Annotated in this window: 16 protein-coding genes; 10 read left to right on the top strand and 6 right to left on the bottom strand. The window is 68.5% G+C overall.

Features of this window, described 5'->3' with window-relative positions; genetic code table 11:
- Nucleotides 1–16 precede the first annotated feature (16 nt).
- The 7 genes from ACE3SG_RS17790 to ACE3SG_RS17760 all read left to right on the top strand — a co-directional run bounded on the left by ACE3SG_RS17790 (nt 17) and on the right by ACE3SG_RS17760 (nt 5571).
- On the top strand, nt 17–1483 hold the full coding sequence (locus tag ACE3SG_RS17790; RefSeq protein WP_374567242.1) for a glutamate synthase subunit beta: 1467 nt from the start codon (nt 17–19) through the stop codon (nt 1481–1483).
- Nucleotides 1484–1621: 138 nt separating this feature from the next.
- Nucleotides 1622–2434 (top strand): ABC transporter ATP-binding protein, encoded by an 813-nt coding sequence (locus tag ACE3SG_RS17785; protein ID WP_374567240.1) that lies wholly within the window; start codon nt 1622–1624, stop codon nt 2432–2434.
- Complete coding sequence (gene mlaE / locus ACE3SG_RS17780) at nt 2431–3210, top strand: lipid asymmetry maintenance ABC transporter permease subunit MlaE (RefSeq protein WP_374567238.1); 780 nt, start codon at nt 2431–2433, stop codon at nt 3208–3210. The genes ACE3SG_RS17785 and mlaE overlap by 4 nt, the downstream gene beginning before the upstream one ends.
- A gap of 11 nt (nt 3211–3221) precedes the next feature.
- Complete coding sequence (gene mlaD, locus ACE3SG_RS17775) at nt 3222–3704, top strand: outer membrane lipid asymmetry maintenance protein MlaD (protein ID WP_374567236.1); 483 nt, start codon at nt 3222–3224, stop codon at nt 3702–3704.
- Nucleotides 3701–4534, top strand: a complete 834-nt coding sequence (locus ACE3SG_RS17770; RefSeq protein ID WP_374567234.1) for a VacJ family lipoprotein — start codon at nt 3701–3703, stop codon at nt 4532–4534. Before mlaD ends, ACE3SG_RS17770 begins: the two co-directional genes overlap by 4 nt.
- 115 nt (nt 4535–4649) lie before the next feature.
- Nucleotides 4650–5279, top strand: coding sequence for a phospholipid-binding protein MlaC (locus ACE3SG_RS17765; protein WP_374567232.1), 630 nt, complete (start codon nt 4650–4652; stop codon nt 5277–5279).
- Between the two features lie 4 nt (nt 5280–5283).
- Complete coding sequence (locus ACE3SG_RS17760; protein WP_374567230.1) at nt 5284–5571, top strand: lipid asymmetry maintenance protein MlaB; 288 nt, start codon at nt 5284–5286, stop codon at nt 5569–5571.
- A gap of 28 nt (nt 5572–5599) precedes the next feature.
- On the opposite strand, the gene ACE3SG_RS17755 is transcribed toward ACE3SG_RS17760, so the two are convergent.
- Entirely contained in the window at nt 5600–6466 is an 867-nt protein-coding gene (locus ACE3SG_RS17755; protein WP_374567229.1) for a MurR/RpiR family transcriptional regulator, read from the bottom strand.
- Between the two features lie 180 nt (nt 6467–6646).
- The gene (gene zwf, locus ACE3SG_RS17750) at nt 6647–8092 is read right to left on the bottom strand and encodes a glucose-6-phosphate dehydrogenase (protein WP_374567227.1); all 1446 of its coding nucleotides are present in this window, start codon (nt 8090–8092) and stop codon (nt 6647–6649) included.
- Between the two features lie 165 nt (nt 8093–8257).
- On the opposite strand from zwf, the gene tal reads away from it, so the two are divergent.
- From tal to ACE3SG_RS17735, 3 genes are read left to right on the top strand one after another with little or no spacing between them, the layout of a single operon-like run.
- Nucleotides 8258–9205: a transaldolase gene (tal, locus tag ACE3SG_RS17745; RefSeq protein ID WP_374567225.1), complete on the top strand. Its 948-nt coding sequence runs from the start codon at nt 8258–8260 to the stop codon at nt 9203–9205.
- 3 nt (nt 9206–9208) lie between these two features.
- The gene (pgi, locus tag ACE3SG_RS17740; protein WP_374567223.1) at nt 9209–10813 is read left to right on the top strand and encodes a glucose-6-phosphate isomerase; all 1605 of its coding nucleotides are present in this window, start codon (nt 9209–9211) and stop codon (nt 10811–10813) included.
- A 2-nt stretch (nt 10814–10815) separates the two neighbouring features.
- Complete coding sequence (locus tag ACE3SG_RS17735; protein ID WP_374567221.1) at nt 10816–11487, top strand: HAD family hydrolase; 672 nt, start codon at nt 10816–10818, stop codon at nt 11485–11487.
- Here ACE3SG_RS17735 and ACE3SG_RS17730 read toward each other — a convergent pair.
- The 4 genes from ACE3SG_RS17730 to ACE3SG_RS17715 form a co-directional block, all read right to left on the bottom strand.
- Nucleotides 11484–12458, bottom strand: a complete 975-nt coding sequence (locus tag ACE3SG_RS17730) for a GlxA family transcriptional regulator (protein ID WP_374567219.1) — start codon at nt 12456–12458, stop codon at nt 11484–11486. The genes ACE3SG_RS17735 and ACE3SG_RS17730 overlap by 4 nt on opposite strands.
- A 112-nt stretch (nt 12459–12570) precedes the next feature.
- Nucleotides 12571–13155 (bottom strand): cysteine hydrolase family protein, encoded by a 585-nt coding sequence (locus ACE3SG_RS17725; protein ID WP_374567217.1) that lies wholly within the window; start codon nt 13153–13155, stop codon nt 12571–12573.
- 113 nt (nt 13156–13268) lie between these two features.
- The gene (locus ACE3SG_RS17720; protein WP_374567215.1) at nt 13269–14459 is read right to left on the bottom strand and encodes a M20 aminoacylase family protein; all 1191 of its coding nucleotides are present in this window, start codon (nt 14457–14459) and stop codon (nt 13269–13271) included.
- 66 nt (nt 14460–14525) lie between these two features.
- Nucleotides 14526–15692 (bottom strand): ABC transporter substrate-binding protein, encoded by a 1167-nt coding sequence (locus ACE3SG_RS17715; protein WP_374567213.1) that lies wholly within the window; start codon nt 15690–15692, stop codon nt 14526–14528.
- Nucleotides 15693–15729 lie beyond the last annotated feature (37 nt).

The following is a 15729-nucleotide window of genomic DNA, read 5'->3' as shown; positions in this document are numbered from 1 at the left end:
ACCTCAAGAGCACACCATGGGAAAAGTCACTGGTTTCCTCGAGTACGAGCGCGTCGAAGAAGGCTACGCGCCCGTTCCTCAGCGGCTGAAGCACTACAAGGAATTCGTCATCGGCCTCGCCGCCGACCAGGCCAAGGTGCAGGGCGCGCGCTGCATGGACTGCGGCACCCCGTTCTGCAACAACGGCTGCCCGGTCAACAACGTGATCCCTGATTTCAACGACCTGGTCTACCGGGGCGACTGGAAGAACGCGATCACGGTGCTGCACAGCACCAACAACTTCCCCGAGTTCACGGGCCGCATCTGCCCGGCGCCCTGCGAAGCGGCCTGCACGCTGAACGTCAACGACGACCCGGTGGGCATCAAGTCGATCGAGCACGCGATCATCGACCGGGCCTGGCAAGAAGGTTGGGTCAAGCCGCAACCGGCGGCCGTGAAGACCGGCAAGAAGGTGGCGGTGGTCGGCTCCGGCCCGGCCGGCCTGGCGGCGGCGCAGCAGTTGGCGCGCGCCGGCCATGCGGTGACGGTGTTCGAGAAGAACGACCGCGCTGGTGGGCTGTTGCGCTACGGCATCCCCGACTTCAAGATGGAGAAGTCGCACATCGACCGCCGCGTCGCGCAGATGGAAGCCGAAGGGGTGGTGTTTCGCACCGGGGTGATGGTCGGCGAGCTGCCGAAGGGGTCGAAGGTCACCAACTGGGCCAAGTCGAGCGTGACAGCGGACGAGCTGAAGGCCGAGTTCGACGCGGTGCTGCTGGCCGGTGGCGCCGAAGCCTCGCGCGACCTGCCGGTGCCCGGCCGCGATCTGGACGGCGTGCACTTCGCGATGGAGTTCCTGCCGCAGCAAAACAAGATCAATGCCGGCGACAAGCTCAAAGGTCAGATCCGCGCCGATGGCAAGCATGTGATCGTGATCGGCGGCGGCGACACCGGCAGCGACTGTGTCGGCACCAGCAATCGCCATGGCGCGGCCAGCGTCACGCAGTTCGAGCTGATGCCGATGCCGCCCGAAACCGAAGACAAGCCGCTGACCTGGCCGTACTGGCCGTACAAGCTGCGCAGCTCGTCCAGCCACGAAGAAGGCTGCCAGCGCGAGTTCGCGATCGCGACCAAAGAGTTCGTCGGCGAGAAAGGCAAGCTGACCGGGCTGAAGACCGTGCGCGTCGAGTGGAAGGGCGGCAAGATGACCGAGGTGCCGGGCAGCGAGCAACTGCTGAAGGCCGACCTCGCGCTGCTCGCGATGGGTTTCGTCAGCCCGGTGGCACCGGTCATCGAGGCCTTTGGCGTCGAGCTGGACATGCGCGGCAACGCCAAGGCCGGCACCGACGCGGCCAACGGCTACAAGACCAATGTCGACAAGGTCTTCGCGGCCGGCGACATGCGGCGCGGCCAGTCGCTGGTGGTCTGGGCGATCCGTGAAGGCCGGCAGGCCGCGCGTGCGGTCGACGAGTTCTTGATGGGGTCGTCGGCGCTGCCCCGTTGAGCTTGCGCGGTAGCACAGGCGGGCCTGGCCTGTCGTGTTGCAGCGACGTGCCCGTACGTGGTGGCCGGGCAAAGCGCCCGGCCCACCCCGGTCGCCCGGAACGCGCATGCGACAATCCTCGGGAAATCCCTGCCCGAGATGAGCGACCCATTCATTGAGATCGATCACGTCACGTTTGGATATGACGCCAGCCGGACGATTCTGAACGACATCAGCCTGCGCTTCATGCGCGGCAAGGTCACGGCCGTCCTGGGCGGCTCGGGCTGCGGCAAGACGACCTTGCTGCGCCTGATTGGGGGCGTGTACGCCGCCAGCGCGGGCCGGGTCGTGTTCGATGGCGAGGTCGTCAATGTGCGCGACCGCGCGCAGCTGTACCGCATGCGGCGCCGCCTGGGCATGTTGTTCCAGTTCGGCGCCCTGTTCACCGACCTGTCGGTCTACGACAACGTGGCGTTCCCGTTGCGCGAGATGACCGATCTGCCCGAAGAGCTGATCCACGACATCGTGCTGATGAAGCTCAACGCGGTCGGCCTGCGTGGCGCGGCACCGTTGAAGATCAGCGAAGTGTCGGGCGGCATGGCGCGGCGCATTGCGCTGGCGCGCGCGATCGCGCTGGACCCCGAACTGATCATGTACGACGAGCCGTTCGCCGGCCTGGACCTGATCTCGATGGGGGTGGCGGCCAACCTGATCCGCACCTTGAACGACGTGACCGGTGCCACCTCGCTCGTCATCTCGCACGACGTGCCCGAGTGCATGGCCATCAGCGACTGGGTCGTGTTGCTGGCCACCGGTGGCCGTGTCGTGGCGCAGGGCACGCCGGCCGAGTTGATGGCCAGCACCGACCCCGAGGTGCGCCAGTTCGTGCGCGGCGAGCCAGATGGGCCCGTCAAGTTCCACTACCCGGCGCGCGAGATGGCCGTCGACTACGGTCTGCGAGGCAAGGCATGAATTGGCTCGCCAGTCTGGGCGCCTGGGCGCTGCGCGGCTTCGGCAGCTGGGGCCGGGCGGCCCTTTTCTTCGTTGACCTGCTGGCGGCGTTGCCGGCGGCGCTGCGCCGTTTCGGCCTGGTCGTGGCGCAGATCCACGCGATCGGCAATCGCTCGCTGGTCATCATCCTGGCCTCGGGCATGGCGGTGGGCTTCGTGCTCGCGCTGCAGATGTATTACGCGCTGGTCACCTACGGCGCGGCCGAGTCGCTGGGGCTGGTGGTCAACCTGTCGCTGGTGCGTGAGCTGGGCCCGGTGGTCACCGCGCTGCTGTTCGCCGGGCGCGCCGGCACCTCGCTGACGGCCGAGATCGGCCTGATGAAAGCCGGCGAGCAGATCGCCGCGCTCGAGCTGATGGCGATCGACCCGCGCCAGCGGGTGCTGGCGCCGCGGTTCCTGGCCGGTGCGATCTCGATGCCACTGCTGGCGATCATGTTCTCGGCGATCGGCATTTCCGGCGCATGGATCGTGGCGGTCGGCCTGATCGGCATCGACCCGGGCAACTTCTGGTCGATCCAGCAAAGCGGCGTCGACGTCTGGCGCGACGTCGGCAACGGCGTCGTCAAGAGCGCGGTGTTCGGCGTCATCTGCACCGCTGTCGCGCTGTACCAAGGCTACGAAACCGAAGCCACGCCGGAAGGCGTGGCCTATGCCACCACCCGCACCGTCGTGATCTCGTCGTTGTCGGTGCTGGGCATGGACTTCATCCTCACGGCGCTGATGTTCTCCACGCGCTAAGGAATCTAACGATGGCAAAGAAAAGCATCGAAACCCTCGTCGGCCTGTTCGTGCTGCTGGGCATTGCGGCCCTGGTGTTCGTGGCCCTGAAGGCCGCCAACCTGGCCAGCTTCACCAATGGCGAGACCTACACCCTGCAAGCCCGCTTCGACAACATCGGCGGCCTGAAGGTGCGCGCCCCGGTGCGCTCGGCCGGCGTGGTGGTCGGCCGCGTGACCTCGATCAAGCTCGACCCGAAGACCTACCAGGGCGTGGTCAGCCTGCAGATCTCGAGCGGCGTCGAGTTCCCGAAAGACTCGTCGGCCAAGATCCTGACCTCGGGCCTGCTGGGCGACCAGTACATCGGCATCGACCCCGGCGCCGACGACAAGAATTTCGCCGCCGGCGACATGATCAAGCAGACCCAGTCGGCGATCGTGCTCGAAAACCTGATCGGCCAGGTGCTGCTGAGCAAGGCCGGCGACGCCGGCAACGAGAACGGGGACAAGAAATGAAGCTGGCTGCCGCCTGCGCCATCGCGCTGGCCCTGAGCGGTGCGGCGCGCGCCGGCGACGGCGACATGGCCGCCCCGGGGCCGCTGCTGGCCGCCGCGGCCAGTGGGGCTGCGCCGGCGCCCGGCGACGAGGCGGCAGACAAGCCGGCCGCGAAGCCGATGCCGTCGAAGAAAGACCCGTTCGAGTCCTGGAACCGTTCGGTCTTCTCGTTCAACGAAGCGGTCGACACCGCGCTGCTGAAGCCCGTTTCGCAGGCCTACAAGAACATCGTGCCCGAGTACGTGCGCACGCTGATCGAGAACGTGTTCGGCAACGTGGCCGACGCTTGGTCGGCCGTCAACCACGTGCTGCAAGGCAAGTTTGAAAGCTCGCTGCAGATGGGCATGCGGGTGGCGACCAACAGCGTGCTCGGTTTTGGCGGCCTGCTGGACATCGGCACCGAGATCGGCCTGGAAAAGCAGCCCGAAGATTTCGGCCAGACGCTGGGCCGCTGGGGCATGCCCTCGGGCCCCTACGTGATGCTGCCGGTGCTCGGCCCGTCGACCCTGCGTGACACGGCCGCGCTGCCGGTCGACATGCAGGCCAGCCCGACCTCGCTGATCGACGACACCCGCGCCAAGCTGCTCGGCGTGACATTGCTGCAAGTGGTCAGCACCCGCGCCGGCCTGCTCGGGGCGAGCCGCGTGCTCGATGACGTGGCGCTGGACAAATACAGCTTCCTGCGTGATGCCTACCTGTCACGGCGGCAAAATCAGGTCTACGACGGCAACCCGCCCGAGTCGCGAGACGACGACGAAGACGCCGACAACGAAGCGCCTGCGCCCAAGTGAGCGCCCGCTCGCTGCAATTTGTCACCGATGCCGGTGAACCGGCCCGCCCGCCGGCGCGTTGACTGAGCCGGCCGGAGCCCCCCTGGGCACCGTGCCTCCACAAGGAAGGAACCCGATGTTTGCCTTTACCCTGACCCGCCGTGTTGCCCTGGCCGCCGTGGCCGCCGCCTCGTTGGTGGGCCCGTTGGCTGCTCGTGCCGACGTGACCGCGCCCGATGCGCTGATCAAGCAAGTCTCTACCGAGGTCATCGACACCCTGAAGGCCGACAAGGCGATCCAGGCAGGTGACGTGTCCAAGATCATCGCGCTGGTCGACACCAAGGTGATGCCCAACGTGAACTTCCCGCGCATGACCGCCGCCGCGGTCGGCCGCCCCTGGAAGACCGCTACGCCGGACCAGCAGCAACGCCTGCAGACCGAGTTCAAGACCCTGCTGGTGCGCACCTATGCCGGCGCGCTGACGCAGGTGCGCGACCAGACCGTGCAGCTCAAGCCTTACCGTGCCGGCGCCGAAGACACCGAGGTCGTCGTGCGGACCGAGATCAAGGGCAAGGGCGAGCCGATCCAGCTCGACTACCGCCTCGAGAAGACCGACGGCGGCTGGAAGATCTACGACGTCAATGTGCTGGGCGTCTGGCTGGTCGAGCAGTACAAGAGCAGCTTCGCGCAGGAGATCGGCTCGGTCGGCATCGACGGCCTGATCACCAAGCTGGCCGACAAGAACAAGGCCGCGGCCAAGAGCTGAAGCCATGAGCGAGGCCTCGACAACCCTGACCTTGCCGGCCGCGCTGACGCTGCGCGACGCGCGCTCGGCGCTGGCCTCGCTCGGCCCTGCCATCGCCGAAGCCGGCGACAGCACGATCGTGATCGACGCCGGCGCGCTGGCCCAGATCGACTCGGCCTCGCTGGCCGTGCTGCTGCAATGCCGCCGGCTGGCCGAGGGCCGGCAACGTGGTTTCGAGGTGCGCAACGCACCGCCCAAGCTGGTCGACCTGGCCAGGCTCTACGGCGTGGCCGAACTGCTGGGCATGTCCTGACGCGCCGGCCGGCGCCCGGGGTCGGGCGCTATTCCGGCTGCGCGTAGCGGCGTGTGCGCAGATTGCGCTTGATCTCCTGCAGCACCGGCCGCATGCTGGGCCCCAGGCGCAGCGCGACACCGGTGGTCAGGATGTCGATGCACATCAGGTGCAGCATGCGCGAGACCATCGGGCTGTAGCGGTCGTAGTCTTCCGGGTGATCGGCGGCGAGCAGGATCTGCCCCGACCCTTGCGCCATCTGGGCCAGCGGTGAGCCGCTGGCGGTGATCACGATCAGCGTCGCGCCCTTGCGCTGCGCGATCTCGGCCACGCCCAGCAGGTCCTGGCTGCGGCCCGAGTTGCTGATCACCACCGCACAGTCGACCGGCTTGAGCATCGTCGCACTCATCACCTGCACGTGGCCGTCGCTCATCGCGACCGCGTTGACGCCCAGGCGAAAGAACTTGTGCTGCGCATCCTGCGCCACGATGCCGGAGTTGCCGACGCCGTAGAACTCGACCCGGCCGTTGTGCTTGGCCGTCTCGACCAGCGCCGCCATCGCGCGCTCGAAGGCGTGGCCCGCCGCGTCGTTGCGGTATTTCAGCAGCGCGCTGACCGCGTTGTCGATCACCTTGACGATGATGTCCGACGGCTTGTCGTCCTCATCGACCGAGCGATGCACGAAGGGCACGCCCTCGTTGACGCTGCCGGCCAGCTTGCGCTTGAAGTCGGACAACCCGTCGTAGCCCACGCTGCGGCAGAACCGCACCACGGTCGGCTTGCTGACGTGCGAACGCTCGGCCAATTCGCCGACCGGCATCGAGGCAAAGCTGCGCGGGTCGCTGAGCACCAGCTTGGCCACGCGCTGCTCGGCCGGTGGCAACGCGGGGATCGAGGCGCGGATTCGATCAAGCATCTGGCCACGCTCCGCGGGCCGCAGCGCCGGGCTGCTCCCGAACAAGGCCCGGTCCGTGCGGGGGCTGAGCCCGGACGTGGACAGCCCGGGGGGCTGGCCACGCCTGGTGAAGGGCCGATCCTCCTGGGTCGGCGCGGCCTGCAAGGCCGGCCCATGTACCCACGGGGCCAGGGGCCGCCATCACTGCTCCTCGGCCCACGCGAAGCCGTCGCGCGCGACCATCGCGCTGGCCGCGGGCGGGCCCCAGCTGCCGGCGGTGTAGGTCTTCAGGTCGCTCGTGTCCTGGGCCCAGGTGTCCAGAATTGGCTCGACCCAGCGCCAGGCCTGCTCTTGCTCGTCGCTGCGCACGAACAGGTTCAGGCGGCCGGCGATCGCGTCGAGCAGCAAGCGCTCGTAGGCGCCCACGCGCTCGGTCGGGAAGGCCTTGTCGAAGTCCAGGTCCAGCGAGACCGGCGACAGCGCGTCGCTCTGGCCCGAGCCCTTGGCTGCCAGCAGGTGCAGCTCCAGCCCGTCTTCCGGCTGCAGCTTGATCACCAGCTTGTTGGCGCGCGACGAGCCCGGGAAGATCGGGTGCGGCACCTCGCGGAAGTTGACCACGATCTGCGCGTCGCGCGCCGCCAGCCGCTTGCCGGTGCGCAGGTAGAAGGGCACGCCGGCCCAGCGCCAGTTCTGCACCTCGGTGCGCAGCGCGACGAAGGTCTCGCAGGCGCTGTCGTGCGGCACCTTCACCTCGTCCAGGTAGCCGGGCACGCTCTTGCCATCGACGGTGCCGGCCTTGTACTGGCCGCGCAGCACGTCGCGCGCCACGCTCTCGGGCGTGAAGGGTCGCAGCGACTTCAGCACCTTCAGCTTCTCGTCGCGGATCGCGTCGGCGTCGTTGGTCGACGGCGGCTCCATCGCGATCATCGTCAGCAGCTGCAGCGCGTGGTTCTGCACCATGTCGCGCAGGCAGCCGGTGCGGTCGTAGAAGTCGCCGCGCGTGCCGACGCCGATCGACTCGGCCAGCGTGATCTGGATGTTCGAGATGCACTCGCGCCGCCACAGCGGCTCGAACAAGGCGTTGGCAAAGCGCAGCGCCATCAGGTTCTGCACCGCCGGCTTGCCGAGGTAGTGATCGATGCGGAAAGCCTGTCGCTCGGTGAACACCGAGCGCACGACGCGGTTGATCTCCTGCGCGCTGGCCAGGTCGTGGCCGAGCGGTTTTTCGAGCACCACGCGCACCTTCGGCCCGTTCAGGCCGGCCGCGCCGAGCTGCTCGCAGATGACCGGGAACAGGTGCGGGCTGGTGGCCAGGTACAGCACCGCGGTGTCGGCGCCGCGCTCGTCGAGCCAGGTCTTCAGGCCGGCGTAGTCGGCCGGCTGCGACAGGTCCATCCGGCGGTAGTGCAGCAGCGCGGCGAAGCGGTCGAACTCGTCATCGCTGGGCCGTTTGGAGCTGTCGACATCGACGAAGCGCTCGCGGATGAACTGGCGGTAGTCGGCGTCGCTGCGCTCGTCGCGCGCCACCGCCAGGATGCGGCCGTCGGCCGGCAACTTGCCGTGTCGAAAGGCCTGGAACAGCGCCGGCATCAGCTTGCGCCAGGTCAGGTCGCCCGTACCGCCGAAGAAAACGAGGTCGAAGGACATGGGTCAGAGGTGAAACAAAGTTACATGCTGAATGATGCATGAGTTTCTTCGGCGGGTCAACGACGCCCCACTGGCCCATGGGGCGTAACCGCGATGAAACCGGATCAGGGTTTCTAATGAGGCCCGCGCGCTCTCCGCGTCATCTTCAGGCGGCCGCCTCTCACCATGAACCAACTCGACCAACTCAAGGCCTACACCACCGTCGTGGCCGACACCGGCAACTTCAAGCAGCTGGCGCAATACGCGCCGCGCGACGCCACGACCAACCCCTCGCTGATCCTCAAGGCGGTGCAGCAGCCCGACTACGCGCCGCTGCTGAAGGAAACGGTGGCCGCCGACCGTGGCCTGCCGCTGGCCGAAGTCGTGGACCGGGTGCTGGTGCGCTTCGGCCGCGAGATCCTGAAGGTCGTGCCCGGCCGGGTGTCGACCGAGGTCGATGCCCGCCTGTCGTTCGACACCGCCGCCACGATCGCCCGCGCCCACCGCCTGATCGACCTGTACGAAGACGCCGGGGTGCCGCGAGACCGTGTGTTGATCAAGATCGCATCGACCTGGGAGGGCATCCAGGCCGCCCGTGCGCTGGAGCGCGAGGGCATCCGCTGCAACCTGACGCTGCTGTTCAGCTTCTGCCAGGCGGTGGCCTGCGGCGAAGCCGGCGTCACGCTGATCAGCCCCTTCGTCGGCCGCATCTACGACTGGCACAAGAAGCAGGCCGGCGCGGCGTGGGACGACACCGCGATGTCCGGTCACAACGACCCCGGCGTCCGGTCGGTGGCGCAGATCTTCAACCACTACAAGAAGTTCGACATCCCGACCGAGGTGATGGGCGCGAGCTTCCGCAACACCCGCCAGATCGTGGCCCTGGCCGGTTGCGACCTGTTGACCATCAGCCCCGATCTGCTGGCCCAGCTGCAGGCCAGCGAGGCGCCGCTGTCGCCTGCGCTGGACGCCAGTGATGCGCGCCAGCTTGAGCTGCATGCGGTGCTCTACAACGAGACCAGCTTTCGCTACGCGCTGAACGACGACCCGATGGCCACCGAGAAGCTCGCTGAAGGCATTCGCCTGTTCGCCGCCGATGCGGCCAAGCTCGATCAACTGATCCAGGAGGCCTGAGGCATGAACACTGCTGCCGCGCCGCGTTGCGACCAGACCGTCGCCTGGACCGCCTTGCGCGGCCACTTCGAAGCCCATGGTCGCGACTTCGATCTGCGCTCGGCGTTTGCCGACGACGCGATGCGCTTCGACCGTTTCGGCCTGCAGGCGCCCGAGGTTTTCGCCGACCTGTCGAAGAACCGCTGGGACGAGCTCACCCGCCGCCTGCTGACCGAGCTGGCCGAAGCCTGCCACCTGGCCCAGCGGCGCGACGCGATGCTGGCCGGCGACCCGATCAACACCACTGAAGGCCGCGCGGTGCTGCACACCGCGCTGCGGGCGCCGCGTGGCGCCGCCCCGTTCAGCACCGACGTGCATGACGTGCTCGACCGCCTGCTGGCCTATGCCGAGCGCATCCGCGCCGAGGCGGGCCGCGGCTACACCGACATCGTCAACATCGGCATCGGCGGCTCCGATCTCGGCCCGCGCATGGCGGCGATCGCGCTGCAGCCCTTCTGCCACCCGGGGCTGAAGCTGCACTTCGTCTCCAACGTCGACGGGCACGACATCACGCCGGTGCTGCAGGGCCTGAGGCCCGAGCGCACGCTGTTCATCATCGCGTCGAAGACTTTCACGACGCAGGAGACGATGGCCAACGCCGAGGTGGCGCGGGAGTGGTTCGTCGCGAACGGCGGCAAGGACACCACGCGCCATTTCGTGGGCGTGACGACCAACCTGAAGGCCGCTGCCGAGTTCGGCATCAGCGACACCTTCGGCTTCTGGGACTGGGTCGGTGGCCGCTACTCGCTGTGGAGCGCGATCGGCCTGCCGCTGGCGATCGCGATCGGGGCCGACGCGTTCCGCGCCTTTCTCGACGGCGCCCATGCGATGGACCAGCACTTCGCGCATGCGCCGCTGCTGCAGAACCTGCCGGTGCAACTGGGCCTGCTCGACGTCTGGTACCGCAACTTCCACGGCTTCACCAGCCGCTCGGTCGCGCCCTACCACCAGGGCCTGGCGCGCTTGCCGGCCTACCTGCAGCAGCTGGAGATGGAGTCGAACGGCAAGGGCGTCGACAGCGACGGCCGCGCGCTGCCGTTCGGCACCAGCCCGGTGGTCTGGGGCGAGCCCGGCACCAATGGCCAGCACGCGTACTTCCAGATGCTGCACCAGGGCACCGATGTCGTACCGGTCGAGTTCATCGCGGTCAAGACGCCGAGCCATGGCCATGCCGACCTGCACACCAAGCTGCTGGCCAACTGCCTGGCGCAGAGCCAGGCGTTGATGCTCGGCAAGACCGCCGCCGAGGCCGCCGGCGAGAAGGCGCCGACGGCATCGCAGACGCTGGACCGCGGCGTGCTCGCACGCCACCGCAGCTTCCCCGGCAACCGGCCCAGCACCACGCTGCTGCTGGAGGCACTGAACCCACGCTCGCTGGGCGCGCTGATCGCGCTGTACGAACACCGCGTCTTCACCAGCGGCGCGATCTGGGGCATCAACAGTTTCGACCAATGGGGCGTCGAGCTCGGCAAGGCGCTGTGCAGCCAATTGCTGCCGCGCTTCACCTCGGGTGACCCGACGGGCCTGGACGGCTCGACCGCCGGCCTGCTGGCGCGTTTGCGAGGATGAGCATGATCAAAGCCAGTGCCTGGAGCGACACCTTGCTCGACACATCGACCGTGGACATGGCCATCGTCTTCGACTTCGGCCGCGTGGTCTTCGACTGGCAGCCCGAGGCGCTGCTGCGCCGCGTGTTGCCGCAGCGCGCGGCCTCGCTGCAGGCAGCAGCCCATTGGGTGGACCAGATCTTCCAGAGCTACCAGGGCGACTGGGGCGATTTCGACAGTGGCCTGGTCGAGGTGCCGGCGCTGGTCGAGCGCATCGCCCGCCGCACCGGGCTGGACCAGGCCGAGGTCCAGGCCGTGGTCGATGCCGCGCCCGCCTCGCTGACGCCGCTGCCGGGCACCGTGGCGCTGATGGAGCGGCTGAAGGCCGCGGGCCGGCCGCTGTACTTTTTGTCCAACATGCCGCTGCCGTTTGCCGAGCACCTGGAGCGCACGCACCACTTCATGGCCTGGTTCGACGGCGGGGTGTTCTCGTCGCGTGCCAAGGTCAACAAGCCGGCCACGGCGATCTTCGACCATGCGCTCAAGCAGTTCGGTCTGCCGGCCGAGCAGATCCTGTTCATCGACGACCACGGCCCGAATGTCGAGGCCGCCAAGGCGCTGGGCTGGCAGGCGCTGCAGTTCGTCGGCGATGCCGGACTGGAACGTGAGTTGGTCGAGCGTGGGTTGATCGTCTAGTTGGACGCTGCGGCGCGGCCGCGTGCCCGGCGCCACTGGCGGTCCGAGCGAAAGCCGGCCAGTTCCACCGCTTGCTGGGTGCGCAGGCCCGCCTGCTTCGCCTCTTGCGCCAGCGACAGGCGCACCTGCTCGACATGCTCGCGCGGCGTGACGCCGGCATGTTCACGAAACAGCCGCGCCAAGTGGCGCGGTGTCACGTGCGCCAGCGCGGCCATGCGCTCGAGCGACCAGTCTTCGCCGGGCGCGTCGAGCACGGCGGTCTGTACCGCATGCACGGCGGGGTGCAGATGGCTGCGGCCCGCCAGCAGCGGCGAGCGCTCGGGGTCGTCGGCGCCGCGGCGGTGGAACACCACCATCACCTGTGCCACCGCCGAGGCCAGCGCCTCGCCCTGGGTCTGCGCGATCAGGTGCAGCGCCAGGTCGATGCCGGCGGTGACGCCGGCGCTGCTGCAGAACACGCCGTCTTCGACGAACACCCGGTTCGCCACCACGCGGGCCGCGGGGGCGAGCGCCGTCAGCTCGTCCAGCAGCTCGTGGTGGGTGGTCACGCAACGCCCGGAGAGCAAGCCGGCATCGGCCGCCAGCAGCGCGCCGGAGCACACCGTCAACAGGCGATGCGGCGTGTCGGCGCCGGCCAGCGCGGGCGCCACGACCTGCGCCAGCCAGTGGCGCGCTGTCAACCAGGCGCGCTGGTGGCGCACCACCTGCAGCGCGTTGCCGGGCCGGCCGACCAGCACGATCCAGGTCGGCTCGGCCAGGTGGTCGGGCAGCGGCTCGAGGCCCGTCAGCGCCAGGCCCACCGAGGATGGCGTCGTCGCGTCGGGCCCGACGAAACGCATCCGGTAGGCCGGGGCGCGGCCCCGAGCCTCGAGCTGCGCGTTGGCGAGCCGGAAGGCCTCGGCCGGCCCGCCCACGTCCAGCAGCAGGCTGTCCGGCAGCACGACGAACAGCACCTGGATCGGTGGGCTCACGCGTCGCTCCACGGCGCATCCCGCCCGCGCGCCGGGTGCCGCGCCAAATCGGCATCCGCCAGCCGGCCAACGGGGCGCCGCATGAGGAGCAACCAGTCCTCGTTTCGCATCGTCACTCCGCGCTCTTGGCGCGCGCCAGCGCCTGCTCGACCGTGCAGATGGTCGCGAAGCGGCCGGCCAGCACGGTTTCGGTCCGCTCGCGGATCGCGGCGGCGCTCAGCGTCGCACCCGACGGCGTGGTCATGTCGAAGGTCAGCGTGGCCTCGGTCACGTAGTCGACCTCCCAGCCCTCGTCGCTGGCATGGCGGGTGGTGGTTTCGCAGCACTGCTCGGTGCGGATGCCGGCCACGATCAGCCGGCGAATGCCCTGGCTGTGCAGCCACACCGGCAGGCCCGAGCCGACCAGCGCGCTGTGGCGGTGCTTCTCGACCACCAGTGCCGGGTCGAATGGCGCCAGCTCGGCCAGGGGTTTGATCAGGCCGCTGGCGTGCGAGAACGGATTGTCGGCACGGTTCGGCTCGTCGACGTGGAACACCTGCACCACCGGGATGCCGGCGGCAGCGCAGCCGGCCACCAGCGCGTTGGTGCGCTGGAAGAACGCCGGCGCCTCGGCGTCGTTCCAGTAGGGCCGGGCGCGGAAGGACTCCTGCACGTCGATGAGAATGAGGGCGGTGGTGGGGCGGGCGGAAATGGACATGATGGTCAACGGGTTTCAGTGGCAGAGGATGCCATGTTTCCCTTGAAGCCGCCGCGCTGCCAGCCCTGAATCGGACCGGTATCGGTCAAATCAGGACATCCACCCCAATCGCCTCAGGCTGGCGTCAGGAACCGCTCGGCCAGCCTCACCCACAACGCCGCCCCCGGCGCGATCAACGCATCGTTGAAGTCGTAGTTCGGGTTGTGCAGCGTGCACGGGCCCAGGCCATGGCCCGAGATGCGGTGGCTGCCGTCGCCGTTGCCGATGACGAAGTAGGCGCCGGGTTTTTCGAGCAGGAAGTAGCTGAAGTCCTCGGCGGTCATCGCGGCTTCGAAGTCCAGCGTGTTGGCTTCGCCCACCAGCTCGCGCATCACGCCGCGCAGAAACTGCGCTTCGCCCGGGTGGTTGATCGTGGGGGGGTAGTTGCGGTGGAACTCGAACTCGGCGCTGAGGCCGAAGGCGGCCGCGGTGTGCTCGGCGATCTCTTTCATCCGGCGCTCGATCAGGTCGAGCACGTCGAGCGTGAAGGTGCGCACCGTGCCCTGGATCTCGCAGCTGTCGGGGATGACGTTGGTGGCCTCGCCGGTGTGGATCATCGTCACCGAGACGACGGCGGTGTCGATCGGCTTCTTGTTGCGGCTGACGATGGTCTGGAAGGCCTGCACCATCTGGCAGGCCACCGGCACCGGGTCCAGGCCCAGGTGGGGCAGGGCCGCGTGGGCGCCCTTGCCGCGGATCGTGATCTTGAACTCATTGCTGGACGCCATCGCCGGGCCATCGCAGACGGCGAACTGGCCCGCTTCGTAGCCCGGCCAGTTGTGCATGCCGAACACCGCGTCCATCGGGAACAGCTTGAACAGCCCGTCCTTGATCATCTCGCGCGCGCCGCCGCCGCCTTCTTCGGCCGGCTGGAAGATCAGGTAGACGGTGCCGTCGAAGTCGCGGTGCCTGGCCAAATGGCGCGCCGCGGCCAGCAGCATCGCCACATGGCCGTCGTGGCCGCAGGCGTGCATCTTGCCGGGGTGCTGGCTCGCGTGGGCGAAGCGGTTGTGCTCGGTCATCGGCAGCGCGTCCATGTCGGCGCGCAGGCCGATCGCGCGTGGGCTGCTGCCGTTCTTGACGATGCCGACGACACCGGTCTTGCCCAGGCCGCGGTGGATCGGGATGCCCCATTCGGTCAATTGCCGGGCGATCAGGTCGGCGGTGCGGACCTCTTCGAAGCAAAGCTCGGGGTGGGCGTGGATCTCACGTCGCAGCGAGGCGATCGTGGCGGCATCGGCCGCGAGGTCGTCGATCAATGGCATGGTGGGGCGCTCTCGGAGGCTGGCGGGGATATTACCCGCCGGCCTTCAAGCCCATGCCGCGGCGGGTCAGCGCCGCACGCCGCCGTCGCCAGTCAGCATCGACAGCTCGACGAAGCGCGAAGCCACGTGCGATTGCGGGCCGAAGTTGAGTGTGAAGCCGTCCAGGTTGTGGCTCTGCAGCGATTCCACCGCGCCGACGAAGGCGTCGAAGCTGGCGCTGCGGGCGCGCTTCAGCCCTTCGACGAACGCACGCGCGGCCACGTAGCCTTCCATGCTCGAGTAGTTGGGCTTGATCTTCGGGTCGTTGGTGGCCTTGATCGCGGCGAGGTACTCGCGCACGATCGGCACCGACTGGGTGTAGGGGTAGGGCATGACCTGGCTCACGACCACGCCCTTGCCGTCGGCGCCCAGTTCGTCGGCCAGGGCCTGTGTGCCGACGAAGGACACGTTGTAGAAGGTGCCGCCGAAGCCGGCCTTGCGGGCCTCGCGGATGAAGGCCGCGCAGCTCTTGTAGGCGCTGATCTGCACGATCGCATCGGGTTTGGCGGCGACGATCGTCTTCACCGCCTCGGCCACGTCCACGGTGTTGCGCTCGACCGTGCCCACCGCCACCGGGGCCAGGCCCGAGGTCTTGAGCGCCTTGGTCACGCCGTCCAGTCCGGCCTGGCCGTAGCTGTCGTTCTGGCGAAAGACGGCGACCCGGTTCAGGTTCAGCGACGTCAGCTGGTGCACGATCAGCGCGGTTTCGTCGTCGTACGACGCGCGCACATGGAAGATCGAGCGGGCCATCGGCTCGCGCAGCGCCATCGCGCCGGTGAACGGGCCGAAGAACGGCGTGCGGCCGCCGCGCACCAGCGGCAGGGCGGCCAGCGAGGTGGGCGTGCCGACATAGCCGAACAGCGCGAACACGTCGCTGGCGAGGAACTTCTCGGTGTTGGTCTTGCAGCGGGCCGGGTCGTAGCCGTCGTCCAGCGTCTGCAGGTCGATGCGCTGGCCGCCCAGGCCGCCGGCGGCGTTGAAGGCGTCGAAGCACAGTCGCGCGCCCAGGTTCATCTGGATGCCCAGCTGCGCGGCCGGGCCGGTGAACGCGGCCGACTGGCCCAGCACGATGCGGCTGCTCTGTGCCCACGAGGCGCCCCCGCCGGCCAAGGCCAGGCCGCCTGCGGCCAGTTGTTTCAGTACCCCGCGCCGTGACGGTGCACCCTCGGAATTCTTTGAAATCTTGTCGGACATGGCGAAGGTCAGCGACCCAAAAGAGGAGTTACCCGAG

The sequence above is a fragment of the Ideonella sp. genome, from assembly GCF_041914305.1.
Classification (GTDB): domain Bacteria; phylum Pseudomonadota; class Gammaproteobacteria; order Burkholderiales; family Burkholderiaceae_C; genus Ideonella.
The sequence above is the reverse complement of the archived record's forward strand: the minus strand, read 5'-3'. Positions and strand labels throughout refer to the sequence as shown.